At 73.7% G+C, this 26420-nt stretch carries 23 protein-coding genes; 15 read left to right on the top strand and 8 right to left on the bottom strand.

Translation table 11 applies throughout. The annotated features are described in order from the left end of the window. Window positions 1–92: 92 nt before the first annotated feature. From AA0005_RS13530 to AA0005_RS13550, 5 genes are all read right to left on the bottom strand, one after another. Window positions 93–1202, bottom strand: coding sequence for an S-(hydroxymethyl)mycothiol dehydrogenase (locus AA0005_RS13530; protein ID WP_413450665.1), 1110 nt, complete (start codon window positions 1200–1202; stop codon window positions 93–95). Between the two features lie 75 nt (window positions 1203–1277). Then, window positions 1278–1958, bottom strand: coding sequence for a dihydroxyacetone kinase phosphoryl donor subunit DhaM (dhaM, locus tag AA0005_RS13535; protein WP_413450666.1), 681 nt, complete (start codon window positions 1956–1958; stop codon window positions 1278–1280). Next, on the bottom strand, window positions 1955–2608 hold the full coding sequence (gene dhaL / locus AA0005_RS13540) for a dihydroxyacetone kinase subunit DhaL (protein ID WP_413450667.1): 654 nt from the start codon (window positions 2606–2608) through the stop codon (window positions 1955–1957). The genes dhaM and dhaL overlap by 4 nt, the downstream gene beginning before the upstream one ends. A 7-nt stretch (window positions 2609–2615) precedes the next feature. Further along, window positions 2616–3617 (bottom strand): dihydroxyacetone kinase subunit DhaK, encoded by a 1002-nt coding sequence (dhaK, locus tag AA0005_RS13545; RefSeq protein WP_413450668.1) that lies wholly within the window; start codon window positions 3615–3617, stop codon window positions 2616–2618. 189 nt (window positions 3618–3806) lie between these two features. Then, window positions 3807–4661: a class I SAM-dependent methyltransferase gene (locus tag AA0005_RS13550; RefSeq protein WP_413450669.1), complete on the bottom strand. Its 855-nt coding sequence runs from the start codon at window positions 4659–4661 to the stop codon at window positions 3807–3809. Window positions 4662–4810: 149 nt separating this feature from the next. Between AA0005_RS13550 and AA0005_RS13555 the strand changes: the two genes are divergently transcribed. Continuing rightward, window positions 4811–5482 (top strand): winged helix-turn-helix transcriptional regulator, encoded by a 672-nt coding sequence (locus tag AA0005_RS13555; protein WP_413450670.1) that lies wholly within the window; start codon window positions 4811–4813, stop codon window positions 5480–5482. 3 nt (window positions 5483–5485) lie between these two features. Here the strand turns inward: AA0005_RS13555 and AA0005_RS13560 are convergent, their stop codons facing one another. Both AA0005_RS13560 and ileS read right to left on the bottom strand, forming a co-directional pair. Further along, window positions 5486–6796 (bottom strand): bifunctional folylpolyglutamate synthase/dihydrofolate synthase, encoded by a 1311-nt coding sequence (locus tag AA0005_RS13560; protein WP_413453099.1) that lies wholly within the window; start codon window positions 6794–6796, stop codon window positions 5486–5488. Between the two features lie 212 nt (window positions 6797–7008). Then, a complete protein-coding gene (ileS, locus tag AA0005_RS13565; RefSeq protein WP_413450671.1) occupies window positions 7009–10242 on the bottom strand; it encodes an isoleucine--tRNA ligase in 3234 nt (1077 codons plus the stop codon). Between the two features lie 388 nt (window positions 10243–10630). On the opposite strand from ileS, the gene AA0005_RS13570 reads away from it, so the two are divergent. The 9 genes from AA0005_RS13570 to AA0005_RS13610 all read left to right on the top strand — a co-directional run bounded on the left by AA0005_RS13570 (window position 10631) and on the right by AA0005_RS13610 (window position 19697). Next, complete coding sequence (locus AA0005_RS13570; RefSeq protein WP_413450672.1) at window positions 10631–10924, top strand: hypothetical protein; 294 nt, start codon at window positions 10631–10633, stop codon at window positions 10922–10924. Continuing rightward, complete coding sequence (locus AA0005_RS13575) at window positions 10924–12087, top strand: hypothetical protein (protein ID WP_413450673.1); 1164 nt, start codon at window positions 10924–10926, stop codon at window positions 12085–12087. The genes AA0005_RS13570 and AA0005_RS13575 overlap by 1 nt, the downstream gene beginning before the upstream one ends. Beyond that, the gene (locus tag AA0005_RS13580; protein ID WP_413450674.1) at window positions 12087–12788 is read left to right on the top strand and encodes a hypothetical protein; all 702 of its coding nucleotides are present in this window, start codon (window positions 12087–12089) and stop codon (window positions 12786–12788) included. Before AA0005_RS13575 ends, AA0005_RS13580 begins: the two co-directional genes overlap by 1 nt. Further along, window positions 12785–13447, top strand: a complete 663-nt coding sequence (locus AA0005_RS13585; RefSeq protein WP_413450675.1) for a hypothetical protein — start codon at window positions 12785–12787, stop codon at window positions 13445–13447. The genes AA0005_RS13580 and AA0005_RS13585 overlap by 4 nt, the downstream gene beginning before the upstream one ends. A gap of 413 nt (window positions 13448–13860) precedes the next feature. Next, window positions 13861–14553, top strand: a complete 693-nt coding sequence (locus AA0005_RS13590; RefSeq protein WP_413450676.1) for a DUF4956 domain-containing protein — start codon at window positions 13861–13863, stop codon at window positions 14551–14553. Further along, the gene (locus AA0005_RS13595) at window positions 14550–15335 is read left to right on the top strand and encodes a polyphosphate polymerase domain-containing protein (protein WP_413450677.1); all 786 of its coding nucleotides are present in this window, start codon (window positions 14550–14552) and stop codon (window positions 15333–15335) included. The genes AA0005_RS13590 and AA0005_RS13595 overlap by 4 nt, the downstream gene beginning before the upstream one ends. 14 nt (window positions 15336–15349) lie before the next feature. Beyond that, window positions 15350–17272, top strand: a complete 1923-nt coding sequence (locus AA0005_RS13600; protein ID WP_413450678.1) for a carbohydrate-binding domain-containing protein — start codon at window positions 15350–15352, stop codon at window positions 17270–17272. A 131-nt stretch (window positions 17273–17403) separates the two neighbouring features. After that, window positions 17404–18177: a response regulator transcription factor gene (locus tag AA0005_RS13605; protein ID WP_413450679.1), complete on the top strand. Its 774-nt coding sequence runs from the start codon at window positions 17404–17406 to the stop codon at window positions 18175–18177. Further along, the gene (locus AA0005_RS13610) at window positions 18174–19697 is read left to right on the top strand and encodes a sensor histidine kinase (protein WP_413450680.1); all 1524 of its coding nucleotides are present in this window, start codon (window positions 18174–18176) and stop codon (window positions 19695–19697) included. Before AA0005_RS13605 ends, AA0005_RS13610 begins: the two co-directional genes overlap by 4 nt. 127 nt (window positions 19698–19824) lie before the next feature. On the opposite strand, the gene AA0005_RS13615 is transcribed toward AA0005_RS13610, so the two are convergent. Continuing rightward, window positions 19825–20589, bottom strand: a complete 765-nt coding sequence (locus AA0005_RS13615; protein ID WP_413450681.1) for an SDR family oxidoreductase — start codon at window positions 20587–20589, stop codon at window positions 19825–19827. A 72-nt stretch (window positions 20590–20661) separates the two neighbouring features. Between AA0005_RS13615 and proC the strand changes: the two genes are divergently transcribed. The 5 genes from proC (at window position 20662) to AA0005_RS13640 (ending at window position 26011) form a co-directional block, all read left to right on the top strand. Further along, entirely contained in the window at window positions 20662–21477 is an 816-nt protein-coding gene (proC, locus tag AA0005_RS13620; RefSeq protein ID WP_413450682.1) for a pyrroline-5-carboxylate reductase, read from the top strand. 80 nt (window positions 21478–21557) lie between these two features. Continuing rightward, window positions 21558–22979 (top strand): sugar porter family MFS transporter, encoded by a 1422-nt coding sequence (locus AA0005_RS13625; RefSeq protein WP_413450683.1) that lies wholly within the window; start codon window positions 21558–21560, stop codon window positions 22977–22979. A gap of 136 nt (window positions 22980–23115) precedes the next feature. Then, entirely contained in the window at window positions 23116–24108 is a 993-nt protein-coding gene (locus AA0005_RS13630) for a putative F420-0 ABC transporter substrate-binding protein (RefSeq protein WP_413450684.1), read from the top strand. Further along, window positions 24105–25208, top strand: a complete 1104-nt coding sequence (locus AA0005_RS13635) for an iron chelate uptake ABC transporter family permease subunit (protein WP_413450685.1) — start codon at window positions 24105–24107, stop codon at window positions 25206–25208. The genes AA0005_RS13630 and AA0005_RS13635 overlap by 4 nt, the downstream gene beginning before the upstream one ends. Continuing rightward, entirely contained in the window at window positions 25205–26011 is an 807-nt protein-coding gene (locus AA0005_RS13640; RefSeq protein ID WP_413450686.1) for an ABC transporter ATP-binding protein, read from the top strand. Before AA0005_RS13635 ends, AA0005_RS13640 begins: the two co-directional genes overlap by 4 nt. The last annotated feature ends 409 nt before the right edge of the window (window positions 26012–26420 follow it).

Below are 26420 nucleotides of genomic sequence, written 5' to 3' on the forward strand. Positions count from 1 at the left end.
CTCCTGTCGGGTCGGTGGACGACGCGGATAAGTCGGCTGTCGGCGGTAAGTGCACTGTCGGCGGTAGGTCTGCTGTCGGCGGTGGGGGCTCGTCAGGTCGCTGGGGGGTCGTTGATCTCGACGACGGAGCGCAGCACCTTGCCGGCGGTCATCTTGTCGAACGCGGGCTCGACGTCGCCGAGGCCGATGCGCTCGGTGACGAAGCCGTCGAGGTCGAGGCGGCCCAGGCGGTACTGGTCGACGAGCATGGGGAAGTCGCGCGAGGGCAGGGTGTCGCCGTACCAGGCGGACTTGATGGCCCCGCCGCGCCCGAAGACCTGGTCGAGCGGGATCTCCCAGGTCGTGCCCGGGTCGGGCACGCCGACGAGGACGACGCGGCCGGCGAGGTCGCGCGCCTCGAAGGCCTGGGCGAAGGTGGCGGCCACGCCGACAGCGTCGACGACGACGTCCGCGCCGAAGCCGCCCGTGTGCGCGCGGATCGCCTCGACCGGGTCCTCGTCACGGGAGTTGACGGTGTGGGTGGCGCCGAAGCGGCGCGCGGTGGCGAGCTTCTCGTCGTCGAGGTCGACGGCGATGATCGTCGTCGCCCCGGCGAGCACTGCCCCGGCGATCGCGGCGGTGCCGACGCCGCCGCAGCCGATGACGGCCACGGACTCCCCGCGCTGGACCGCGCCGGTGTTGATGACGGCACCGATGCCGGCCATGACGCCGCAGCCGAGCAGGCCGAGGGCGGCGTACTGCTCGGGGGCGATGTCGCCCTCGATCCTCGTGCACTGCCCGGTGGCGACGAGGGTCTTCTCGGCGAAGGCGCCGATGCCGAGCGCCGGGGTGAGCTCGGTGCCGTCCTGGAGGGTCATCCTCTGCCGCGCGTTGTGGGTGGCGAAGCAGTACCAGGGCTGGCCCTTGCGGCACGCGCGGCACTGCCCGCACACGGCGCGCCAGTTGAGGATGACCCGGTCGCCGACGGCGATCTCGGTGACCCCCTCACCGACGGCGGAGACGACGCCGGAGGCCTCGTGGCCGAGGAGGAAGGGGAAGTCGTCGCTCACGCCGCCGACCTTGTAGTGGAGGTCGGTCTGGCACACCCCGCAGGTGACGACGTCCACGAGCGCCTCCCCCGGCCCGGGGTCGGGGACGAGGATGGTCTCGACGGTGGCGGGCTCGCTCCTTCCCTTGACGACGACGGCCTTGACCTCGTGCATGGGGCAGTTCCCTTCGGGCGACGGTGCGAGTGGGGTGCCCTGCCACCATAACCACGTCCCCGCGGACCGGCCCGGCTACGCCTCCCCGAAGCCGTCGTCGACGACCTGGGCGACGGCGTCGAGCACGTGCTCGGCCTGCGGGCCGCTCGCCCGCACCGTCATGAGTGCACCGCCCGGCAGGCCGAGGCCGATGAGCGCGAGGACGCTGGCGGCGTCGACCCCGTTGACCTCGACGTGGGCGTCGAAGCCGGAGACGAGGCGGGCGAGCTGGGCGGCGGGGCGGGCGTGCAGCCCCAGCGGGTTGCGCAGCTCCAGCTCCCGCTCGAGCACCTCGCCCCCGAGGCGCTCCTCCGGCCGGCCGCCCTGGGCCCGGGCGAAGGACAGCGCCGCCTCCTCCGCGGCGCGGCGGACCCCCTCGGCGTCGGCCCCCCCCTGAGCGGCGACGGCCGCGGCGACCGTGCCCTCGACGAGCGGCGCGTCGGCCAGCAGCACCCGCTCGTCCTCGACCATCTCGAGGACCGACTCGGCGGTCATCGTCGCCGAGCCGAGGTCGGTGAGGACGACGACGCCGTCCTCACCGTCGGCGGTCAGCTCCCCGACCGCCGTGAGGAGCTTGTCGAAGCTCGTGCCGATGCGGCCGTCGTCGGTGCCCCCGGCCGGCCGCAGACGCACGTCCGGCGCCATCTGCGCGGCGACCTCGCACACCCCCTGCGCGAGCTGCGCGGAGTGGGAGACGACGACGATCGCCGTCGTCACGGCACGGCCCCCGCATCCCCGCCGGCGGCGTCCGCCGCGGCGCGCAGGATGAGGGCGCTGGACTGGGCGCCCGGGTCGCGGTGACCGGCCGAGCGCTCCCCGAGGTAGCTGGCCCGGCCCTTGCGGGCGACCATCGGCTCGGTGGCCTCGGCGCCGGCCGCGGCGGCGTCGGCGGCGGCCTCGAGGGCGGCGCGGGCGCCGCCGCCGCCGGTGGCCACCCCGCGGGCGGCCTCGGCGGCCGGCGCGAGGGCGTCGACCATCGTCTTGTCCCCCGCCTCGGCCTTGCCGCGGGCGGTGACGCCCTCGACGGCGGCGGTGAGGAGCGCGGCGACCCCCTCGGCGTCCACCGGGCCGTCCCCCGCCGCGGTGGCGGCGCGGAGGAAGGCCGTGCCGTACAGCGGGCCGGCGGCGCCCCCGACGGTGGACATCAGGGTGGTGGCGATGAGCTTGAGCGCCGCCTGCGGGGTCTCGAGCGACGCCTCGGCGAGCTTGGCGGCCACGGCGGTGAAGCCCCGGTCGAGGTTGTCCCCGTGGTCACCGTCCCCGATGGCGCGGTCGAGCTCCATGAGCGCGATGCGGTTCTCGGAGATCACGCGCTGGGCGGTCTCGGCCCAGCGCAGCACCCAGGCGGTGTCGAGCGTGTCGTTCATGCGGTCCTCACATTCCCTGACGCAGTGCCACTGTGTGGGCAGGAGCGTCCCACAGCGCGATGAGCTCCTCGTCCAGCGGCATGACGCTGATGCTCGCGCCCGCCATGTCGAGGGAGGTGACGTAGCTGCCCACGAGCGAGCGTGCCACGGTCGCCCCGCGCTCCTCCAGGCGGCGGCGGGCCGCGCCGTAGAGCACGTACAGCTCGAGTGCCGGGGTCGCGCCCATGCCGTTGACGAGGAGGAGGACCTCGCGCCCGGACACGTCGCCGAGGTCGGCGAGCACGGCCTCGAGGAGGAGGTCGGCGGTCTCGTCCGCGGAGGCGGCCTTGACGCGCTTGCGGCCCGGCTCGCCGTGGATGCCGATGCCGAGCTCGACCTCGTCGTCCTCGAGGTCGAAGGAGGGGCGGCCCGCAGCGGGGACGGTGGGCGCGTGGAGGGCGATGCCCATGGTGCGCACCGCGGCGGCGGTGCGCTCGGCGACGGCGACGACGGCGTCGAGGTCGTCACCGCGCTCGGCCGCCGCCCCGGCGATCTTCTCGACGACGAGGGTGCCGGCCACGCCGCGGCGCCCGGCCGTCCACGTCGAGTCCTCGACGGCGACGTCGTCCGCGACGAGGACGCTGCGCACCGCCATCCCCTCGGCCGCGCCGAGCTCGGCGGCGACCTCGAAGTTGAGGACGTCGCCGGTGTAGTTCTTGACGATCTGGATGACCCCGGCGCCGCCGTCGGCGGCCTGCATGGCGGCGAGGATCGGCTCGGGGCTCGGTGAGGTGAAGACGGCCCCGGGCACGGCGGCGTCGAGCATGCCGGCCCCGACGAAGCCGGCGTGGAGCGGCTCGTGGCCGCTGCCGCCACCGGAGACGAGCCCGACCTTCCCGCTGACGGCGCCCCCGGCGCGGGAGACGAAGAGCGGGTCGGTGCTGGCGGTGAGGATGTCGGCGTGCGCGGCCACGAGGCCGGCGACCGACTCGGTGACGACGTCACCGGGGTCGTTGATGAGCTTCTTCACTGCGGTCTCCCTCGTCGTCGTGGGGCGGCGCGCACTGCCGCGCCGCGGCAGTGGCCGCCTCCCGGCGGGCTGACGCAGGCCGGTGAGGACCTCCGCCTCACCACACCGTACTCGGCCGGTGCGACACGAGCCGCTGGTTCCGCGCACGAGCGCAGGGCGGCCGGGGTGCGGCCGCCCTGCGCAGCGGGTTCAGCGTCGCCGGCCGACGAGGAGCAGGTACTCCCAGCCCATGGAGAACCCGCCGCCGTCGCGGCGGCCGAAGCGGTCCGCGACGCCGGTGAGGGCAGCGTCGAGCCCGGCCAGGGCCTCGGCGTCGTCGGCGTGGGACCTGTAGAGCGCGACGGTCGGGCCGTACCTCGTGGCGAAGAAGTCCCGGAAGTCCTCCGGCCCGGTGAACCGGTCGACCGTGAGCGTGCGGCGCTCGGCGGTGCGGACCTCGACCCGGTCCCCGAGGATCTCGCGCAGGTGCCCCTTGTCGCGCCAGCGCGGCGCCGGCTGCGCGCCCGGGGGCGGGGTCGGCGCGTAGGGCCGGACGGCGGCGAAGAGCTGGCCGATGAAGCCCTCGGGGGTCCACGCGGTGAGCGCGACCGTCCCGCCGGGCCGGCAGACGCGGACGAGCTCGTCCGCCGCCCGCTCGTGGTGCGGGGCGAACATGACCCCGACGCAGGAGGTGACGACGTCGAAGGAGGCGTCGGGGAAGGGCAGGTCCTCGGCGTCGGCCTCGACCCACTCGACGGTGGCGCCGACCTGCCGGGCACGTGCGGCGCCTGCCTCGAGGAGCGCCGGGGTGAGGTCGGCGGCGACCACCTGCGCGCCGCTGAGCGCGGCGCGGACGGCGACGTTCCCGGACCCGGCGGCGACGTCGAGGACGGCCTGGCCGGGTCCCACCCCGGCCTCCGCGACGAGCTCGGCGCCGAGGGCGGGGATGACCTCCTCCGCGACGGACGGGTAGTCACCCAGCGCCCACATGGCGCGGTGCCGGGCCTTGAGGTCCCGGTCGGCGGCGGTCCCGGGACCGGCGCTGGTGACGGTGGACTGTGTCATGGCGAACCCCTTTCTCGTTGGCTGGTTCGCCTCCAGGGTCCGGCGGGCCGCGGGCGCGCCTCCAGTGTCATCTGTGTAGCGGCGGAGGTACTGGATCTGTACTTGTCGCGGGGCGGCGGGCGGGCGTGTACTTGTCACCGGAGGCTGCGATGACGAGCTACGGCCAGTTCTGTCCCGTCGCCAAGGCGATGGAGATCCTCGACGAGAGGTGGACGCTCCTCGTCGTGCGGGAGATGCTCTCCGGCAGCCGCCACTTCAACGAGCTGCGCCGCGGTGTTCCGCGCATGTCGCCCGCGCTGCTGTCCAAGCGGCTGCGGACCCTCGAGCGCGCGGGCCTGGTGCGGCGCGAGGGTACGCGCGGCAAGGTCGGCTACACGCTCACCGAGGCGGGCCGCGACCTCGAGGGGGTGGTGACCTCCCTCGGGGTCTGGAGCCTGCGGTGGATCGGCGACCTCGGCGAGGAGGACCTCGACCCGCACCTGCTGTTCTGGGACATGCGCCGGACCATCCCCGTCGCGGCGTGGCCGCGTACCCGCACGGTGCTCGCCTTCCACCTCACCGACCTGCCGCCGCGCGACGCCGCCTGGTGGCTCGTCGTCGCCGGCGACGAGGTCGACGTGTGCGACTACGACCCGGGCTACGACGTCACCGTCGACGTCGAGACCACCCTGCGCACGCTCGTCGAGCTGTGGCGCGCCGACACGACGTGGGAGCGCGCGCTCGGCTCGGGCGCCGTGCGGCTCACCGGGCCGAGCGAGGCCCGGCGGGCCGTGCCAGGGTGGCTGGGCCGGATGAGTCTCGCCGACCTCGCCCACGCGTAGCGGTCAGCCGCCGCGCCGCAGGAGCTGGCGCGCCTCCCCGACGAGGACGACCGAGCCGGTGACGAGGACGGCCCCGCCCGGCTCGCCGCCGTACTCCGCGCGGGCCGCCGCGAGGTCGATGGCCTCGTCGATCCGGTCGGTGACGTGGACGCGGTCGGCGTCGAAGATGTCCCGCGCCAGCTCGGCGAGGTCCTCGACGTCGTGCGCCCGGCTCGTCCCCGCCCGGGTGACGACGATCTCGGTGAGCATCGGCTCGAGCCCCGAGAGGATCGCCTCGGCGTCCTTGTCGGCCATGACGCCGACGACGCCCACCACGCGCCGCAGGTCGAAGGCCTCCTCCAGGGCGGTGCGCAGCACCTCGACCCCGGCGGGGTTGTGCGCAGCGTCGACGAGGACGGTGGGGCTCGTGCGGACGAGCTCGAGGCGGCCGGGCGAGTCGACGGAGGCGAGGGCGTGCTCGACGACCTCCCCGCTCAGCGACCCGCCGCCGAAGAAGGCCTCGACGGCGGTGACCGCGAGCAGCGCGTTGTGCGCCTGGTGGGCGCCGTGGAGCGGGAGGAAGACGTCGGTGTAGGTCGCGGCCGGGGTGCGCAGGACGAGCATCTGCCCGCCGACGGCGAGCTGGCGGTCGACGACCTCCATGTCCTGCTCGTCGACGACGAGACGGGCGCCCAGCGCGTGAACGGCGTCGGCGATGACGGGCACGACGTCGTCGTGCTGGGCGGCGCTCACCACCGTGGAGCCGGGCGTGAGGATGCCGACCTTCTCCCCCGCGATCTCCTCCAGGGTGTGCCCGAGCCACTGCTCGTGGTCCCGGGAGATCGGGGTGAGGATCTCGACGGTGCCGTCGGCGACGTTCGTCGCGTCCCAGCGCCCGCCCATGCCCGTCTCGACGACGACGACGTCGACGGGTGCGTCGGCGAAGGCCGCGTAGCCCATGACGACGAAGACCTCGAAGAAGCTCAGCCGCGGCCCACCCTCGGCGCGGGAGCGCTCGTCGACCATCTCGACGTACGGGGCGACGTCCTCCCACGTCCGCACGAAGGCCTCGGGGCTGATCGGCTCGCCGTCGATCGCGATGCGCTCGCGCACGGTCGACAGGTGCGGGGAGGTGAATCGCCCCGTGCGCAGGCCGCGCTCGCGCAGCAGCCGCTCGACGATCCGCGCCGTCGACGTCTTGCCGTTGGTCCCGGCGATGTGGATGACCGGGTAGGCGCGCTGCGGCTCGCCGAGGAGGTCGAGGACGGCCCGCACCCGCTCGAGGCTGGGCTGGACGTCGTGCTCGGGGGCCCTGGTGAGGATCTCGGTGTAGATCCGGTGGACCTCCGTCTCGGCCTGGGCGCGGGCGACCGGGTCGACGACGGGGCTCGGGTCGGAGGAGGCGAGGACGTCGTCGACGACCGTCGGGTCGGGGCCGCTGAACAGGCCGGAGGCGACGAGCTCCTGGGCGGCGCGGTCGTGCTCGGCCTGCGCCTCCTCCGCGGCGTCCGCGGCCTCGTCGGGGCTGTCGGTCTCGAAGTAGTCGGTCACGGCTGCACGACCTCCAGGCGGACGGCGATCTCGTCGGTGGGGCTGACGTCGACGGTGAGGGAGACCGCGAGGGTCTCCTCGGTGACGAGGTCGGCGTGGTTCTCGATCCAGCGGGCGTAGCGTCCGGGAACGTCGACGGCGAGGGCGATGCGGTCGGTGACGTGCAGGCCGGCGGCCTTGCGCTCGTCCTGGACGCGGCGCACGACGTCGCGGGCGACGCCCTCGGCGAGGAGCTCGTCGTCCAGGGCGGTGTCGAGGACGACGAAGCCGCCGCCGTCGAGCACGCCCGCGGCACGCTCGTCGCCCGGACGGTCCTCGACCTCCGTCGTCAGCGTGTACTCCTGCTCCTCCAGGGCGATGCCGTCGACGACGACGCCGCCGTCGACCTGCTCCCAGGCGCCCGAGCGGGCGGCCTTGATGACGCGCTGGACGTCCTTGCCGAGGCGGGGGCCGGCGGCGCGGGCGTTGACGGTGAGCTTGGTGTAGACGCCGTACTCCTGGGCGGCGTCGTCGGCGAGCGAGCGCAGCTCGACGGCCTTGACGTTGACCTCGTCGGCGATGAGCCGGGTGAAGGGCTCGAGCGCCGCCGGCTCGTCGGTGACGACCTGGAGGGTGCGCAGCGGCTGGCGCACCCGCAGGGAGCCGGCCTTGCGCAGGCCCAGGGTGGTGGAGACGACGTCGCGCACGCGGTCCATGGTGGCGACGAGCTCGTCGGCGGCGAAGGCGTCGTCGAGGACTGGCCAGTCGGTGAGGTGGACGCTGCGCCCACCGGTGAGCCCGCGCCACACCTCCTCGGTGACGAGCGGCGCGAGCGGCGCCATGACGCGCATGAGGACCTCGAGCGCGGTGTGCAGGGTGTTGAACGCATCGGTGTCCTCCGCCCAGAAGCGGTCGCGGGAGGTACGCACGTACCAGTTGGTGAGGACGTCGAGGTGCTCGCGCACGGCCTGGCAGGCGCCGGGCACGTCGTAGGCCTCGAGCATGGTGCGCACGTCGGCGGCCAGCGTGCGGGTGCGGGCGAGGAGGTAGCGGTCCATGACCGGCAGGCCGGCCGCCTCCTCGGGGGTGACCTCGCGGCCCACGATGCCCTGGCCGCCGTTGGCGGCGCCGGCGTACAGGGACAGGAAGTACCACGTGTTCCACACCGGCAGCAGCACCTGGCGGACGTTCTCCCGGATGCCCTCCTCGGTGACGACGAGGTTGCCGCCGCGCAGGATCGGGGAGGCCATGAGGAACCAGCGCATCGCGTCCGAGCCGTCGCGGTCGAAGACCTCGTTGACGTCGGGGTAGTTGCGCAGCGACTTGCTCATCTTGCGGCCGTCGGAGCCCAGGACGATGCCGTGGGAGACCGACGTCGTGAACGCGGGGCGGTCGAAGAGGGCGGTCGCCAGGACGTGGAGGGTGTAGAACCAGCCGCGGGTCTGGCCGATGTACTCGACGATGAAGTCGCCCGGGTAGTGGTGCTCGAACCACTCGCGGTTCTCGAAGGGGTAGTGCACCTGGGCGTAGGGCATCGAGCCGGAGTCGAACCACACGTCGAGGACGTCGGGGATGCGGCGCATCGTCGACCGGCCGGTCGGGTCGTCCGGGTTGGGGCGGGTGAGCTCGTCGATGAAGGGGCGGTGGAGGTTGGGCTCGCCGTCGCGGCCCACCGGCAGGCGCCCGAAGTCGGCCTCGAGCTCGGCGAAGGAGCCGTAGACGTCGATGCGCGGGTACTCGGGGTTGTCGGAGACCCACACCGGGATCGGGGTGCCCCAGTAGCGGTTGCGGGAGATCGACCAGTCGCGCGCGCCGGCGAGCCAGTTGCCGAACTGGCCGTCCTTGATGTGGTCGGGCACCCAGGTGATCTGCTGGTTGAGCTCGACCATCCGGTCGCGGAACTCGGTGACGCGCACGAACCAGCTCGTCACCGCCTTGTAGATGAGCGGCTGGCGGCAGCGCCAGCAGTGCGGGTAGGAGTGGTCGTAGGTCTCCTGGCGCACCAGGACGGGCCGCTCGGCCTCGGGCCGGCGCCCGATCGGGCCCGTGGCGTTCTTGAGGTCGGCGATGATCGCACGGTTGGCCTCGAGGACCTGCGTGCCGGCGTAGTCGGCGACCTCGGAGGTGAAGCGGCCGCCGTCGTCGACGGGGACGACGGTGCCGATGCCGGCGGCGGCGGACACGGCCATGTCGTCCTCACCGAAGGCGGGGGCCTGGTGGACGATCCCGGTGCCGTCGTCGGTGGAGACGTAGTCGGCGGTGAGGATCGTCCACACGTTCTCGCCCAGGCCCTCGCGGCCGACGAAGTAGTCGAAGACGGGCGCGTAGCGGCGCCCGGCCAGCTCGCGTCCCGTCGTCGTCGCGACGACCTGCGGCTCCTCACCGAGCTCGCGGGCGTAGGCGCCCACGCGGGCCGCCGCGAGGAGAACCTTCTCCCCCGCGAGCGCCCCCTCGGAGGGGACGACGGTGACGTACTCGACGTCCGGGCCGACGGCGAGGGACAGGTTGGAGGGCAGCGTCCAGGGGGTGGTCGTCCAGATGAGGGCGAGCTCGCCGCTCTCCAGGCGCAGCCCCACCGTGACCGCCGGGTCCTGGCGCATCTGGTAGACGTCGTCGTCCATGCGCAGCTCGTGGTTGGACAGCGGGGTCTGGTCGTTCCAGCAGTAGGGCAGCACGCGGTAGCCCTCGTAGGCCAGGCCCTTGTCGTAGAGCTGCTTGAAGGCCCAGATGACCGACTCCATGTAGGAGGAGTCGAGGGTCTTGTAGTCGTTGTCGAAGTCCACCCAGCGTGCCTGACGGGTGACGTACTCGCGCCACTCGCCGGTGTAGCGCAGGACGGAGTCCTCGCAGGCCTTGTTGAAGGCCTCGATGCCCATCTCCTCGATCTCGGACTTGTCCGTGATCCCCAGGGTGCGCTCGGCCTCGAGCTCGGCGGGCAGGCCGTGGGTGTCCCAGCCGAAGCGGCGCTCCACCCGGCGCCCGAGCTGGGTCTGGAAGCGGCCGACGACGTCCTTGACGTAGCCGGTGAGGAGGTGGCCGTAGTGGGGCAGGCCGTTGGCGAAGGGCGGGCCGTCGTAGAAGACGAACTCGTTGCTCCCGTCCTCGCCGGCGGGCCGGTTGTCGATCGACGCCTGGAAGGTGCCGTCGGCCGCCCAGTGGGCGAGCACCTGCTGCTCGAGCTCCGGGAACCGCGGGGAGGCCGGGACCTCGCCGCCGGTCTGGTGGCGCGGGTAGCGGGGGGTGGTGGCCATGGTGGTGGTGCTCCTCGTCGTCGTTCGCGTCGCTGCGAGGACGACGACGTACCCGCCCTGGCGGGTCCGCTGCCGCGGTACCACCTCGCTTGCCACCGGGTCCTCGGCCGCAGCCACGGCCCGGGGCCACTCTCGCGCGGGGGTGACGGTCCGCAACCGGCCGGTTCTACTGGGAGCCGGGGCTCCGTTCTTCCGGCGGCTCACCGGTGATGGCCGGGTCGATGCCTGTGCCCGGAAGTGTAGCCGCTCGCAGCGGCCCTGCGGTGAGGCGGGTGGCACATGGGGAGTTCTCCCTATGCGCTGCGCTGTCCCTCGCGGGCGGCGCTCGCCATGATGGTCCCCGGCAGACGTGCACCGGGCACGTCACCGGCGAGAGAGAGGCGCACACGTGGTCGACCTGTTCATCGACGGCGACGCCCTGGCAGCCACGAGGACGACTCTGGAGAACATCCGCGAGACCCTGTCCGGCGCGGCAGGGGCGATGTCCGCCGTCCCCGGCGACGTCACCGGGCACGACGCCCTGCGGCAGCAGCTGAGCACCTTCGGTGAGGAGTGGAACCACGGCATCGGCGAGCTCGCCGAGGTGTCCGGCAACGGCGCCGAGGGGCTCGCCGCGATCGCGCAGGGCTTCGCAGAGCTCGACGCCGCCCTCAAGGCCTCCCTCGAGAGCGGTGAGGGCTGATGGTCGCCAGGTCCTTCCCCGCGCTCGGCTTCGACCCCACGCCCGGCAGCGTCCTCTCCGCCGAGTCGGTCGCCGAGCAGGTGCGCACGACCGCCGCCCGCATCCGCGAGGCCGCCGACGTGCTCGGCGGCACCGGTCAGCAGAACTGGCAGGGCGAGACCGCCACCGCCTTCCACGAGACCATGTCCGGCGAGCTGACCCCCAAGGTCGTCACCGCGGCCGACAGCTTCGAGGCGGCGGCCGCCGCCCTGGAGACGTGGGCGTCCTCGCTCGTCACCTTCCAGCAGCAGGCCGACGACCTCGAGACCCGCGCGGCGACGGCGATCAGCACCGTGTCGAACGCCGCCGACGACCTCACGGCCGCCCAGCAGAGCGAGGACCCGGACGTCGACACCGACGGGCCGGCCAACCAGCTCTCCGCCGCCACCGCCGAGCTCGAGCAGATCCGCTCCGAGGCCTACGGGCTGGCCGAGACCTACGCGGGTGAGGCGGAGTACGTCGCGAGCTGCCTGTCGTGCGCCGCCGACGACGCCCCCGACTCGAGCATGTGGGACAGCTTCACCGACTGGCTCGGTGACGTCGAGGACTGGTTCCAGGACTACGTCCTGCCGGTGCTCGAGGACATCATCGACATCCTCGCGGTCGTCGTCGCCGTCGCGGCGATCATCGCGCTCATCGTCTCCGGGCCGGTCGGCTGGCTCGGCATGGCCGGGCTCATCCTCGGTGGTGCCGCCGTCGCCGTCGACTTCCTCCAGTTCGCCGGTGGGCGCGAGGACGCCACCGAGATGCTCACCGGTGCGCTCGGCCTCCTCGCCGGTGCGGGCCTGGGCAAGATCGTCCAGGGCCTCGGCTCGCTGGCGGCCAGCTCGGGCGGGATGTCGGGGCTGGTCCCGGCGGTGGCGGGCATCTCCCGCGGGACCGGCGGCGCCGGGGCCACGGCGACGGCGGCGCTCTCCTTCAACCCGGTGGGCCCGCTGGCGACGTGGGGCTACGTCACGGGCCGCACGTACGAGGAGAGCAAGAACGTCATGGACACGCAGGAGAACCTCAACGACCTCGGCAACCCCCTGGGCCGGACCGTCGAGCGATTCGGCAACCTCTTCGGCGGGCACGGCTTCGTCACCGACGAGCAGCAGCGCGACATCGCCGATCGGAACGACTGATGACCACCGCGACCGCTGCCCCCAAGCAGTTCTGGGTCCCCACCCCACCGGGCTGGGTGGAGATCGCCGCCTTCGACACCGACGCCCGCGCCGAGACGCACTGGCGCGACATGATCGAGCCCGCCCGCGAGCACCTCGGTGACGGCCCCACCGACCACCTCTACGTCGGCCTGCGCGAGGCCCGGGCGGCCGTCGCCGGCACCGGCGTCACCTCGGCGGGCGTCGTCGTCACCGAGGTCGACGACAAGCCCGCCGTGTGGACCTTCTCGACGACGGTCGAGCACGTCCCGAGCGGGGAGGTCAACCCGGTCGCGCTCGTCGAGCGGGCCGTCGGGACCGCGGGGACCGTCGAGCGCGTCGAGGACATCACTCTCGTCGACGGCCGCACCGCGGTCCAGGCCTTCCTCACGCTCACCCCGCAGACCCCACTGGGACGGGCGCACCGGTCCGCGGCGCCGCGGCCCGTCACGGGCACCCCACCCGTCGAGCGGCTCGGCTGCTGCGTCGTCGCCGTCGCCCTCCCCGACCGTCCGCACGACCTCGTCCTCGTCACCGGCAGCTCCCCCGACACCGAGCACCGGCCGCTGCTGGCGCACGTCGCCAGCGCCATCGCAGCCGGCGTGCACGTCGGGACCGAGCCGCCGGAGGGGGTCGCCAAGGCCAGCGGCGTGCTGCCGGTCAACGGCCCGGAGGGCGCGTGAGGTACCTCCCGGCGACGGTCGAGCCCTACGTCGCCGCCGCGGAGCGCGGGGAGACGACGGGCGCGCGCCGCCCGGCGGTCCACGCCCTCGTGCGCGAGTACACGGGTTCGCCCCGCCTCCTCACGGGCGTGGGGCTGTGGCTGGGCGTCGTCGTGGCACTCGGTATCGCCGTCGTCGGCTGCGTCGCGGTCCTCGCCACCCTCGTCGGAGGGGACCCCGTGACCACCGGCGTGCTGGGCGGTCTCGGCATGGTCGTCGCCCTCGCCGGCGGGGGGATGGCGGCCTCGCGGGCGCTCGACCTCCTCCGCGCGGGTGCCCGGCTCTCCCGCGCCGCGGAGGCGTGGATGTCGAGCGGCCCGTCGCGGATGGCCGGCCTGGGGCACCGGGTGCACGGTCTGCTCTCCGCCCTGCGCCCCGAGATCTTCCCCCGGGTCATCCTGTGCAGCCTCAGCGGGCTCGCCGCCGTGCTGTCCGCCAGCGCGGTCGGCTACTCCGTCTGGCAGCTGACCGAGGGGACGCCCGACGTCGCGCTCGGCGCGCTGATGGGCGTCGCGTTCGCCGTGCTCACGGTCGTGTGTGCCGTCCCGGCCGTCGCCCTGTGGCGTGGGTCCCGCCGCATCCAGCGCGGGCTGGCGCACGATCCGGCCGCCACGGCGTAGGGCACGGCCGGACAGCGCACCCTCACCGGACGTCCGCCGGACGGGCCCTGCGGGACGTCACGGCTCGAGCGAGGCCGAGCTGCCTGGCTGACCAGCACGGTCCCGTTGACGGTTCGCCCTGGGGAGTCAGGCGGCCTCGGGCTGCTCCGTAGGCCGTTTCGTTGCCGTGCTCGCCCAGTGCGCGGTTGCGCCGTGCGGGTGCTGGAGGTGGGGGCATGAGGACGAGCTGGCCGCGCGCCTCGCCGTGAGGACACTGTCAGCGGCGCACGAGGTGCCCCGATCAGCGACGCCAGGCCGTCGCCGGGCGGGCCGCCTCACTCACATGCTCCTCACAGGACCGGCACAGGGGTGACGTAGCGGCGGGTGGCTGACTAGGACTCGTCCAGCTCACCACCGCACCCCGGGAGTCTCGCGTGCCGAACCTCGTCCTCGTCCTGGCCGACATCCTCGCCGTCGGCCTGCTCACCTTCGCCCTCTACCTGCCGCGGCACCGACGCCGTGACCTCGCGGTCGCCTACCTGGGCGTCAACGTCGGCGTCCTCGCCGTCGCCGCGTCCCTCTCCTCCAGCACGGTCGGGGCCGGCCTGGGTCTGGGGCTCTTCGGAGTGCTGTCCATCATCCGGCTGCGCTCCAGCGAGCTGTCCCAGCGGGAGGTCGCCTACTACTTCTCGGCCCTCGCCCTGGGCCTGCTCGGCGGGCTCACGGTCACCACCCCCGCTGTCAGCATCGCCTTCATGGGCCTGGTCGTCCTGGTGATGTATCTCGGTGACCACCCCCGGCTGCTGCCGAACCTGCGTTCGCAGGCCGTCGTGGTCGACCGCGCCATCAGCCGCGAGGACGAGCTCACCGCCCACCTCACCGAGCTCGTCGGCGGCCGCGTGCACACCGCCAGCGTCCAGCGCCTCGACCTCGTCAACGACACCACTCTCGTGGACGTCCGCTACAGCATCCCGCGTACCCGACAGCGCAGCTCGCGCCGCGCCACGAGGACCGTCCCCGCCGTGAGCGTCCCTGCAGCGCCGGGCGCGGCCGGCACCCCGGATCCCGCTGCGCGCACCCGCGAGGGCGTCGTGAGCCTCGCCGGTGCCGGTCGGGTACCCCGATGAGCACCGCCGACCTGCCCCTGGGCCGGCTCACCGGAGTTGGGCTGGCGGAGCTCAACGCCCGGGCCGCCCGCCTCACCCGGGTGGACCGGAAGTACCTCCTCAGTCACACGGACGCCGCGGCCGTCATCGCGGACCTGCCGGCCGCGGTCGGCGCTCTGGAGATCGACGGACGGCGCTGCTTCGGCTACGAGTCGGTCTACTTCGACACGCCCCTGCTCGACAGCTTCGCGCTCACCGCCCATCGGCGGCGCCGGCGGTTCAAGATCCGCACCCGCACCTACCTCGACACCGGCGAGTCCTGGCTGGAGGTCAAGACCCGCGGCCCGCGCGGCGCGAGCGTGAAGGTCCGTCGCCCCCGCGAGCGCAGCGCGCCGTCGGCCATCACGACCGAGGAACAGCACTTCCTCACCACCACGCTGGAGCACGCAGGCATCGACCCAGCACCTGCAGCGGCGCTCCACCCGGTGCTGCTCACCCGCTACCGCCGGTCGACGCTCTACCTGCCCGCCGAAGGCGCCCGAGCCACCCTGGACACCGACCTGGAGTGGGTCGGCGCACCCGGCCACCACCGCCGCGCCGCCGGCCTCGCCATCGTCGAGACGAAGACGGCCGCCGCTCCGTCGGCCGTCGACCGCCGCCTCTGGGCGCGAGGCCACCGCCCGGCGCCCGTCTCGAAGTTCGCCACCGGCCTCGCCCTGCTGCACCCCGACCTTCCCGCCAACCGGTGGCACCGGACGCTCCGTCGTCTCGACGACGCCGCCACCAGTCACCGACCCAACTGACCGGAGACACCTCCATGCGCACCATCACCCGATCCCTGGCCTCCCTGCTGCTGCTAGGCGGTCTCGTCGCCGGCTGCTCAGCCGGTACCGGCTCCGCCTCGGACGCCGCCCCTGAGCAGGTCGTCAGCTCAGAGGACACCGGCGCGGCCACGGCGGCGGCAAGCACCGTCGGGGCCGCCTCCGTCGAGGAGGCTCTCGGCGCCAACCTCCCGGCCCACGAGACCGAGACCGAGTGGGACACCGCCGCCGAGGTTGCCATCGACCTCGCCGACGGCGCCACGGAAGTCTCCGGCGAGGGCGCCGTCGTCGACGGGGACACCGTCACCATCACCCAACCCGGCACCTACCGCCTCAGCGGCACGGTGTCCGACGGAGAGGTGATCGTGAGCTCGGCACTCGACGGCGTTGTGCGCCTCGTCCTCGACGGCGTCGACATCACGAGCTCGACCACCGCGCCGATCGCCATCGAGGACGCCGACGAGGCCGTCATCGTGCTGGCCGAGGACTCGACGAACGCTCTCGCCGACACCGCCCGCACCGTCGCGGAGGACGCCGACGAGCCCGACGGCGCCCTCTTCTCCCGCACCGACCTCACCATCACCGGCACCGGCTCGCTGACCGTCACCGGCCACGTCAACGACGGCATCGCCGCCAACGACGGCCTCGTCATCGACTCCGGGACCCTGACGGTGGATGCCGTCGACGACGGCATCCGCGGCAAGGACTACCTCCTCGTCACCGGCGGCGACGTCACGGTGACCGCCGGGGGCGACGGACTGAAGTCCGACGAGGAGGAGGACGTCACGGCCGGGTACGTCGCCGTCCTTGGCGGCACGGTCACCGTCGACGCCGGCGCGGACGGCCTGGACGCCGCGACCGACGTCATCGTCGGCGGAGGCACCCTCGACATCACCACCGGCGGCGGCGAGGTGCTGGCCGAGGACGCCTCCGCCAAGGGCCTCAAGGCGAACGTCGCGGTCGTCGTCGGGGGCGGCACCACCGTCGTCGACGCTGCCGACGACGCCGTCCACTCCGACGGCGCGATCACCGTCACCGCCGGCGAGCTCAGCCTGGCCAGCGGCGACGACGGCGTCCACGCCGAGGAGTCCCTGGTGGTCACCGGCGGCACCCTCGCCGTCGTCGACTCCTACGAGGGCCTGGAAGCCGAGTCGATCACCATCGCCGGCGGAGACGTCTCCCTCGTCGCCACCGACGACGGCGTCAACGCCGCCGGCGGAGGTACGACGACCACCGACGTGCCGATGGACCCGGCCCAGGAGACGTCCGGGCAGTACGCGCTCACGGTGACCGGCGGGACGCTGGCCATCGACGCCGGTGGCGACGGCGTGGACTCCAACGGCACCGTCGACATGAGCGGCGGGACGGTCGTCGTCTCCGGCCCCATCGAGAACGGCAACGGCGCGCTCGACGTCCAGGGCACCTTCACCATCGACGGCGGCGTCCTGTTCGCCGCCGGCAGCTCCGGCATGGCCATGGCACCGGGGACCGACTCACCCCAGGCCTCCATCCTCGCGACCTTCGACCGACAGCCCGTCGGCACCGTCGTCACCGTCGCCACCGCCGACGGCGAGGTCGTGGCCTCGTTCACGGCCACCAAGGAGCTCTCCTCCGTCGTCCTCTCCAGCAGTGAGATCATCGCCGGGGAGACCTACGAGGTCTACGTCGGGGGCACCGTGGCCAGCACCCCGACCGCCGGCCTGTACGACAACGGCGATCTGACCGGGGCGAGCGTGGTTGCCTCCGTGACGGGCGGCGAGTATGCCGCAGGCGGCATGTTCGGCGGCGGCGGCATGCCGGGCGGGCCGGGCGGTATGCCGGGCGGGGACTTCCGCGAGCCGCCGCAGGCCCCGGCGGGCGGGTTCGGCGCTCCGACCGAGGACACCGACAGCAACGCCGCCGACGCGTCGTCCGTCTGAGCTCATCCCCCACGCCGCTGCCCGGACCCCACAGGGTCCGGGCAGCGGCGTACCCGCGCGCCACGACGACTCACAGGCGCCTCACAGCACGTCCTCAGGCGCCGCCCACGCCTCGGCGGCACGATGGAGCCATGACCACGCCCACCGCGCCCGCGACCGGACCGCGCGACGCCTTCACCCGGGCCGACGGCTCCCCGATCCGTGCCCTCGTCGTCGACGACGAACCTGCCCTGGGCGAGCTGCTCGCCACTGTTCTGCGCTACGAGGGCTGGCACGTGGACACCGCCGTCACCGGACATGCCGCCGTCCGGGTGGCCCGCCGGGAGCAGCCCGACGTCGTCGTCCTCGACGTCATGCTGCCCGACCTGTCCGGACTGGAGGTCCTTCGGCGCATCCGCGCCGTCCACCCCACCGTCCCCGTCCTCTTCCTCACCGCCAAGGACGCCGTGGAGGACCGGGTCGCCGGCCTCACCGCGGGCGGCGACGACTACGTCACCAAACCCTTCAGCCTCGAGGAGGTCATCGCCCGGCTGCGGGCGCTCCTGCGGCGCGCGGGCGCGACCGCGGCGACCGAGGACCACGTCCTCGTCGTCGGCGACCTGCACATGGACGAGGACAGCCATGAGGTCTCGCGAGCCGGGGAACCGGTCACGCTCACGGCCACCGAGTTCGAGCTGCTGCGCTATCTCATGCGCAACCCCCGCCGGGTGCTGTCGAAGGCTCAGATCCTCGACCGCGTCTGGCAGTACGACTTCGGCGGCCGGGCCAACATCGTCGAGCTGTACGTCTCCTACCTGCGGCGAAAGATCGACGCCGGACGCCCACCGATGATCCACACCGTCCGGGGCGTGGGCTACCTGCTCAAGCCCGCCGAGGACCCGGCCGGGTCGACGGCCGACCGATGAGGCACTGGACGCTACGACGCCGCCTCCTCGCGGTGCTCGTCGGACTGCTCGCGGCCGCCGCCCTCACGACGGGTGTCCTGTCGACCCTGGCGCTGCGCAGCTCGCTCACCGACCAGCTCGACGAACGCGTCCTGTCCTCCAGCCAACGCGCCGTCGACGCGCAGCGCCAGGCACCGCCGGACGAGGGCTCGTTCCCTCCCAGTGAGGGCGACGCCGGACCCGGTGGCCCGCCGCCGGGGCTCGACGTGCCCGGCCAACGCGTCGGCACCGTCAACGTCTCGCTCACTGGCTCCACCACCCAGTCCGGCTACATCGACGAGGGCGGCACCCTCCAACCACTGACCGAGAACCAGGAGGCCACCCTCCTCGCCGTCACGCCGGACCAGCCACCCGCCACCGTCGAGCTCGACGAGCTCGGCGCCTACCGGACCGTCGCCGTCACGACCCCCGACGGTGGAACCGTCGTCACCGGGGTATCCACCAGCGATGTCGACGACACCGTCGGTGACTATCTCCTCGCCGAGACCGGGATCGCCCTCGCCGGCATCATCCTCGCCGCCCTCGCCGGCGGCCTCCTCGTGCGCCACCAGCTGCGCCCGCTGGAACAGGTGGCAGGCACCGCCACCCGGGTGACCGAGATGCCCCTCCACGAGGGACAGGTCAGCCTGCGCGAGCGAGTCCCCGACCGATACACCGACCCGGCGACCGAGGTCGGCCAGGTCGGCGCCGCCCTCAACCAGCTCCTCGGGCACGTCGAGGGGGCCCTGCAAGCCCGGCACGAGAGCGAGACGCACGTGCGCCAGTTCGTCGCGGACGCGAGCCACGAGCTGCGCACCCCGCTCGCGTCCATCCGCGGCTACACCGAGCTGCTCCGCCGCCTTCCCGGCGGTCTGCCCGAGGAGGCCGACCAAGCCGTGCGCCGGGTGGAGTCGGAGTCCCGGCGGATGACCACGCTCGTCGAGGACCTCCTCCTCCTCGCTCGGCTCGACGCCGGACGGCCGCTCGAGCAGTCCCAGGTCGACCTCTCCCTCCTCGCGGTCGACGCCGTCGCCGACGCCCACGTCGCCAGCCCCGACCACTCCTGGGAGCTCGACCTCCCCGACCCTGAGAACGACGCCCCGATGACCGTCATCGGCGACGAGGACCGCCTCCGACAGGTCCTCACGAACCTCCTCGCCAACGCCCGCGTCCACACCGCTGCGGGCACCACGGTCATCACCACAGTTCGGCGTGACGGCAACGACGTCGTCCTTCGGGTGCTCGACGACGGCCCCGGGATCCCCGACGACCTCCTCCCGCGCCTGTTCCAGCGGTTCGCCCGCGGAGACGCCGCCCGCAGCCCCGGGAACGGGTCCAGCGGACTCGGACTGGCCATCGTCGAGGCCATCGTCCGGGCCCACGGTGGGCGCATCCACGTCGACGGGACCCCAGGGTCGACGGCGTTCACCATCACCCTGCCTCACCCTGGCGCGGACCGGCCCGATCCACCGTCCAGGACCGAGCGCGCCGCGAGACACTGACGGCGGAGGACGGCCTCCCCCAAGAAGCATGCGTTGTACAGGTGTCCCCCGTCGGCGATCGCTCCTCGGCCTCCTGCCGACCTCCGTCCGGGTGTAGCTCGGACCACGACACTCAGTGGACCGGCCCCTACCGGTGGCGCGCCACCAGAGTGTTCGACGCCTGCGCCCGGGGCCGCAGGACCATGAGGTCGACGTTGACGTGGTGCGGCCGGCTCAGCGTCCACGCGATCGCGTCGGCGACGTCCTCGGCGACGAGCGGCTCGGCGACCCCCTCGTAGACCTTCGCCGCCGCCGCTTCGTCACCGAGCCGGTTGAGGGAGAACTCCTCGGTGCGCACCATGCCCGGCGCGATCTCGATGACACGCACCGGCTGGCCGACGAGCTCGAGGCGCAGCGTCGTCGCGATGACCCGCTCGGCGTGCTTGGCGGCCACGTACCCACCGCCGCCCGGATAGGTGTCGAGCGCCGCCGTCGAGGACACGACGAGCACGTCCCCCGCTCCCGACTCGCGCAGGTCGGGCAGCAGCGCCTGCGTGAGCCGCAGCGTGGACAGGACGTTGAGCTCGTACATCACCCGCCAGTCCTCGACGCTGCCCGTCTCCACCGGGTCCGCGCCGCGAGCGCCACCGGCGTTGTTGACGAGCGCGTGGAGCGGGCCCCCGGCGCGCACCGACGCGACGAGGGCGGCGACGTCCTCCTCGTCCGTGAGGTCGGCGGCGACGGCGACGGCGCCGGTCTCCTCGGCGAGCGCCGCGAGCCGGTCCGCGCGGCGAGCCGTGGCGACGACGTCCCACCCGTCGGCGCGCAGACGCCGCACGGTCGCGGCACCGATACCGCTCGAGGCACCGGTGACCAGGGCGCGGCGGACGGGGCTGGGGGAAGTGGTGTCCATGCCCCCATGGTGCCTTGCCGCGCGGGCGGGCGTGGATACTGGGTGCGTTCGCAGACGGCAGCGGGAGGCAGCATGACCATCGGGTTCATCGGGGCAGGCACCATGGCCGGCGCCATCGTGTGCGGCATGACCGCGGCGGGCGTCGTCCCGGGCGGGGACGTGCTCCTCTACGACGTCAACGAGCCGGTCGCCCAGCGCCTCGCCGACGACGTCGGAGCCTCCGTGGCGGACTCGGCCGAGGCGGTCGTCGCCGGCAGCGACGTCGTCGTCCTCGCCGTCAAGCCGCAGGTGCTGCCCGCCGTCCTGGGCGAGCTGGCGCGCGCCGTCGTCGAGCGCCGCCCGGTCCTCGTGTCGATCGCCGCCGGGATCACCCTTTCCGCCCTGGACGCGCTGCTGCCCGGCGGCGAGGTGCCGGTCGTGCGCGTCATGCCCAACGTCAACGCGATGATCGGCGCCGGGATGGCCGCCCTGTGCGGCAACCAGGCCGCAGGCGAGGCCGACGTCGCCCGTGTCGAGGAGATCTTCGCGGCCGTCGGCGGCACGGTCGTCCTCGCCGAGAAGGACTTCGCCACCTACACCGCGATCGCCGGCTCCTCCCCCGCCTTCGTCTTCACCTTTATCGACGCCCTCGCCCGCGGCGCGGTCCGCGACGGCATGCCCAAGGCCCTCGCCACCCGGATCGCCGCCCAGGCGGTGCTCGGCAGCGCCCGCATGGTCCTCGAGCGGGCCGACGACGGCGTGAGCCCGGCCGACCTCGTCGACATGGTCTGCTCCCCCGGCGGGACGACGATCGCCGGGATCGTCGAGATGGAGGAGGCCGGCTTCACCCCCGCCGTCGTGCGCGGGGTGCGGGCCGTCGTCGACCGGGACCGCGCGCTCGCCGACTGACCCCCCGCACCTCTCCCCGCGCCGACCTGCGGTTTCGGCGCTAGCGTCCCCGTGACCGAACGGCGCGAGGGAGAGAGGCCATGAGCAGTAGCGGCAGCACGATGAACGGACGCATCCTCGGGATCAGCCTGGCGGCTGCCATGGGCGGCTTCCTCTTCGGCTTCGACACCGCCGTCATCAACGGCGCGATCGACGCGATGAGCGAGAACTTCGGCATCAGCGGCTTCCTCCAGGGCTTCGCGGTCTCCTCCGCGCTGCTCGGCTGCGTCGTCGGCGCGTGGCTCGCCGGCCCGATCGCCGCCCGGCAGGGCCGGGTGCGCGTCATGGTCATCGCGGCCCTCCTCTTCCTCGTGTCCGCGGTCGGCTCCGGTCTCGCCTTCGGCACCTGGGACCTCATCGCCTGGCGCGCGCTCGGCGGCCTCGGCGTCGGTGCCGCCTCCGTCATCGCCCCGGCCTACATCGCCGAGGTCTCCCCCGCCGACGTCCGCGGGCGCCTCGGCTCCCTGCAGCAGCTGGCCATCGTCCTCGGCATCTTCGCCGCCCTCCTGTCCGACGCCTTCCTCGCCGACGTCGCAGGCGGCGCCGCCGAGGAGCTGTGGCTCGGCCAGGAGGCCTGGCGCTGGATGTTCCTCGCCGAGGCCGTCCCCGCCGCCATCTACGGCCTGCTCGCCCTCACCATCCCCGAGTCCCCGCGCTACCTCGTCGACCAGGACCGCGAGGAGGAGGCCGCCGAGGTCCTCACGAAGTACACCGGCGTCAAGGACACCGCCGCGAAGATCAAGGAGATCCACCAGTCCCTCAAGCGCGAGGCGCGCGAGAGCCTGGGCGACCTCCGCGGCGCGTCGATGGGCCTCAAGCCGATCGTGTGGGTCGGCATCGCGCTGGCGATCTTCCAGCAGTTCGTCGGGATCAACGTCATCTTCTACTACTCGACGACCCTGTGGCGCTCGGTCGGCTTCGAGGAGAGCCAGGCGCTGACGACGTCGGTCATCACCTCGGTGACGAACGTCGTCGTCACCATCGTCGCGATCCTCCTCGTCGACAAGGTCGGCCGCCGCCCGCTCCTCATCTTCGGCTCGGTGGGCATGACCGTGACCCTCGGGACCCTCGCCGTCGCCTTCTCCCAGGCGCAGGGCAGCGGCGAGGACGTCAGCCTCCCCCAGCCGTGGGGCACAGTCGCGCTCATCGCCGCGAACCTCTTCGTCGTCTCCTTCGGTGCGACGTGGGGCCCGATCATGTGGGTGATGCTCGGGGAGATGTTCCCCAACAAGATCCGCGCCACCGCCGTCTCCGTGGCCTCCGCCGCGAACTGGCTCGCGAACTTCGCCGTCTCGACGACCTTCCCCACGCTCTCCGAGATCAGCCTGAGCGTCGCCTACGGGCTCTACGCGACCTTCGCGCTCCTGTCCCTGCTCTTCGTCCTGTGGAAGGTCCCCGAGACCAGGGGCCGGGAGCTCGAGGACATGACCGACGACGCCCGGCAGAGCAAGGCGCGCACCTAGCGCGGCCCGGCTGGAGGCGTAGGCTGGGCGGCGGACCCCGGGCCACGCCCGGTGGCGGGCCTCGACCTTGGGCCCACGGTCCACGCGCGGCGCTGTGACTGCGCAGAGCTCATCCGTTCCCGCTCTGGAGTCACGCGTGCCCCTGCCCCGCCGTGCCGCCGTCCTCGGCGCGCTCGCCCTCGTCCTCACCGCCTGTTCCGCCGCCCCCGCCGACGACGCCACGAACGACGACGGCGCGAGCACGGCGCCGTCGTCGTCCGCCGCCGGGTTTCCGGTGACGGTGGCGAGCTGCGGGACCGAGACGACCCTGGAGGCGCCGCCCGAGCGGATCGTGACGATCAAGTCCTCCGCCACCGAGATGGTCATCGCACTCGGCGCGGGTGACCGGCTCGTGGGCACCGCCTTCTCCGACGGCCCCCTGCCCGACGGCGTGAGCGAGCCGCCCGTCCTCGCCGAGCGCAACCCCTCGCGCGAGTCCGTCCTCGACCTCGCCCCCAACCTCGTCTACGCGGGGTGGGAGTCCAACCTCTCCGACGACGGCGCCGGGAACCGGGCGGGCTACGAGGAGCTCGGCATCTCGACCTTCGTCTCCCCCTCGGCCTGCCAGGACCCCGCCCACCAGCCCGAGCAGCTCTCCTTCGAGGACGTGTTCGCGGAGATCGAGACGGTCGGGCGGATGCTCGGGGCTCCCGAGGAGGCGGCCGACCTGGTGGCCGAGCAGCGGGAGGCCCTCGAGGCGGTGACGCCCACCGGTGAGGGGCTCACCGCGCTGTGGTACTCCTCGGGCTCCGACACGCCCTTCGTCGGCGCCGGGGCGGGGGCGCCGCAGATGATCATGAGCGCGGCGGGGCTGGAGAACATCGCCGCGGACGTCGCGGACACGTGGACCTCGCTGTCGTGGGAGGTCGTGGCGGACCGCGACCCGGACGTCCTCGTCCTCGTCGACTCCGCGTGGAACACCGCCGAGAACAAGATCGAGGTCCTCGAGTCCAACCCCGTCACCGCGGCCATGCCGGCCGTGCAGGAGGGGCGCTACCTCACGGTGCCCTTCCCGGCGACGGAGGCCGGGGTGCGCAACGTCGACGCCGTCGTCGAGCTCACCCGGCAGATCGGCGAGCTGACGCCGTGACCGACCTCGACCGCCGCGCGCCGGCCACCGACGCCCCCGCCCCCCGGACCGGGGGCGGCCGGCGGCACGGGCGGCTGGCGCTGGCCGGCCTGCTCGTCGGTCTGCTCGCGCTGCTCCTCCTCGCGATGAGCTGGGCGGTGACCGTGGGGCCGGCGTCGATCACGGTGGGGCAGGTGTGGGGCTCGGCGTGGCACCACGTGTGCTCGGCCCTCGCCCCGGGCGCTGTCACGTGCGCGGGTGACCCGCTCACCCAGATCCAGGACGCCATCGTCTGGCAGGGCCGCGGCGCGCGGGTGGTCGCGGCGGCGAGCGTCGGGGCCGGGCTCGCGGTGGCGGGGACCGTCATGCAGTCGGTCGTGCGCAACCCGCTCGCCGACCCCTACCTGCTCGGGGTGTCCTCCGGGGCCTCCCTCGGGGCGGTGGGCGTCCTCGTGCTCGGGATGACGGTGCTGCTGCCGGTGGCCGCGTTCGTCGGGGCGATCGGGGCGCTGGTCCTCACCCTGCTGCTGGCCGCGGGGCGCGGCGGCGGCCTGCCGCCGGTGCGCACCGTGCTCGCCGGCGTGGCCGTGGGGCAGGCGTGCTCCGCGCTCGTCAGCTTCGTCATCTTCTGGTCCGCGACCGGCGACTCCTACCGGGAGATCCTGTCCTGGCTGCTCGGCTCCTTCGGCGGCATCACGTGGGGCGAGGCGCTGCTGGCCGCTGGCGGCACGGTGGTCCTCGGCGGGCTGCTCGCCGCGCGCTCGCGGGTGCTCGACGCCTTCGCCTTCGGGGACGTGTCGGCCTCCTCCCTCGGCGTCGACGTGCGGCGCGAGCGGTGGCTGCTGCTCGTCGTCGTCACGCTGCTCACCGCCGTCCTCGTCTCGGTGTGCGGGTCGATCGGCTTCGTCGGCCTCGTCGTCCCGCACGCCGTCCGGCTCGTGCTCGGCTCGCGCAACCACCGGGTCATGCCGGTGGCCGCGCTCGTCGGGGCGCTGTTCCTCCTCCTCGCCGACACCGCGGCCCGCACCGTCTTCGAGCCGCGCGAGCTGCCCGTCGGGATCCTCACCGCCGCCATCGGCGCACCGGTGTTCGCCGTCCTCCTGCGCCGGAGCCGGCTGTGAGCGGGCCGGTGCGCACGGGCGCGCACACCGAGGCGCTCACGCTCACCGTCGGCGGGCTCGGGGTGCGCCTCGGCGGGACGCCGGTGCTGCACGAGGTCGCTGCCCAGCTGCCGCCGGGTGAGGTGAGCGCCGTCGTCGGCCCGAACGGCTCGGGGAAGTCGACCCTGCTGCGACTGCTCGTCGGGGCGCTGGAGCCCGACGTCGGCACCGTGCTGCTCGACGGGCGGGAGCTGGGTGACATGTCCCGCCGCGCCCGCGCGCGCGAGCTGGCCCTCGTGGAGCAGGACTCGAGCGCACCGGTGTCCCTCGACGTCCTCGACGTCGTCCTCCTCGGCCGCACCCCGCACCGCCCGACGTGGTCCGCCGACTCGAGCGACGACGTCGCCCTCGCGCGTGAGGCGCTGGAGCGGACCGGCGCCGCGCACCTCGAGGGCCGGGACGTCGCGACGCTGTCCGGCGGCGAGCGCCAGCGCGTCCACCTGGCCCGTGCGCTGGCACAGACACCGCGACTCCTCCTGCTCGACGAGCCGACCAACCACCTCGACGTGGCCGCCCAGCTCGACGTCCTCCACCTCGCCGGCGAGCTCGCGGCCACGGGCGTCACCGTGCTGGCCGCGCTGCACGACCTCAACCACGCGCTCGAGCACTGCGCGCACGTCGTCGTGCTCGACGCCGGACGGGTCGTGGCCGCCGGGCCGCCCACCGAGGTCCTCACCGAGGAGCTCGTCTCCCGCGTCTACCGCGTCCACGCCGAGCGCGTCACGGTGAACGGCCGCGACCTCCTCCTCTACCAGCGCGCCTGAGCGGTCACCGAACGCCCCCTCCTCCCCCTCCCCCGCCCTCCCCCCCCATCGCCGACAGCCGGATTCTCCGGCCCGCGTACCGCCCCCTTGCCCCTGCCCCTTGCGCCAACAGCTGGATCCTCCGGCGGCCGGCCGGGTGCAGGGGCTTGCCTCGGCAGCGGCTGCTCGTGAATCGCGCACAAGTCGGAGGGACGGCGTTCCAGGCGACACCTGTCCCGGCGTGTCGGCCGCGTGTCGCGGACTTGTGCGCGAGATCGAAACGGTCACCCGCGTCGGAGCCGCGCGCCAAGCGGGGAAACACGCTACGTGACCGCAGCGGGTGCGCGACGGTGGCCCAGCTCCGGAGAACCCGGCTGTCGGCGCAGGAGGGGCGGGGTCGCGGGCCGGAGATCCGGCTGTCGGCGCGGGA

It is taken from the genome of Georgenia phoenicis (assembly GCF_047302425.1).
Classification (GTDB): Bacteria; Actinomycetota; Actinomycetes; order Actinomycetales; family Actinomycetaceae; genus Oceanitalea.

Excerpts from the sequence above, each read along its gene's own strand:
- AA0005_RS13530 (WP_413450665.1), bottom strand. The coding sequence starts at position 1,202 with ATGCACGAGGTCAAGGCCGTCGTCGTCAAGGGAAGGAGCGAGCCCGCC.
- dhaL (WP_413450667.1), bottom strand. The coding sequence starts at position 2,608 with ATGAACGACACGCTCGACACCGCCTGGGTGCTGCGCTGGGCCGAGACC.
- AA0005_RS13550 (WP_413450669.1), bottom strand. The coding sequence starts at position 4,661 with ATGACACAGTCCACCGTCACCAGCGCCGGTCCCGGGACCGCCGCCGAC.
- AA0005_RS13555 (WP_413450670.1), top strand. The coding sequence starts at position 4,811 with ATGACGAGCTACGGCCAGTTCTGTCCCGTCGCCAAGGCGATGGAGATC.
- ileS (WP_413450671.1), bottom strand. The coding sequence starts at position 10,242 with ATGGCCACCACCCCCCGCTACCCGCGCCACCAGACCGGCGGCGAGGTC.
- AA0005_RS13575 (WP_413450673.1), top strand. The coding sequence starts at position 10,924 with ATGGTCGCCAGGTCCTTCCCCGCGCTCGGCTTCGACCCCACGCCCGGC.
- AA0005_RS13580 (WP_413450674.1), top strand. The coding sequence starts at position 12,087 with ATGACCACCGCGACCGCTGCCCCCAAGCAGTTCTGGGTCCCCACCCCA.
- AA0005_RS13595 (WP_413450677.1), top strand. The coding sequence starts at position 14,550 with ATGAGCACCGCCGACCTGCCCCTGGGCCGGCTCACCGGAGTTGGGCTG.
- AA0005_RS13600 (WP_413450678.1), top strand. The coding sequence starts at position 15,350 with ATGCGCACCATCACCCGATCCCTGGCCTCCCTGCTGCTGCTAGGCGGT.
- AA0005_RS13605 (WP_413450679.1), top strand. The coding sequence starts at position 17,404 with ATGACCACGCCCACCGCGCCCGCGACCGGACCGCGCGACGCCTTCACC.
- AA0005_RS13610 (WP_413450680.1), top strand. The coding sequence starts at position 18,174 with ATGAGGCACTGGACGCTACGACGCCGCCTCCTCGCGGTGCTCGTCGGA.
- AA0005_RS13615 (WP_413450681.1), bottom strand. The coding sequence starts at position 20,589 with ATGGACACCACTTCCCCCAGCCCCGTCCGCCGCGCCCTGGTCACCGGT.
- proC (WP_413450682.1), top strand. The coding sequence starts at position 20,662 with ATGACCATCGGGTTCATCGGGGCAGGCACCATGGCCGGCGCCATCGTG.
- AA0005_RS13625 (WP_413450683.1), top strand. The coding sequence starts at position 21,558 with ATGAGCAGTAGCGGCAGCACGATGAACGGACGCATCCTCGGGATCAGC.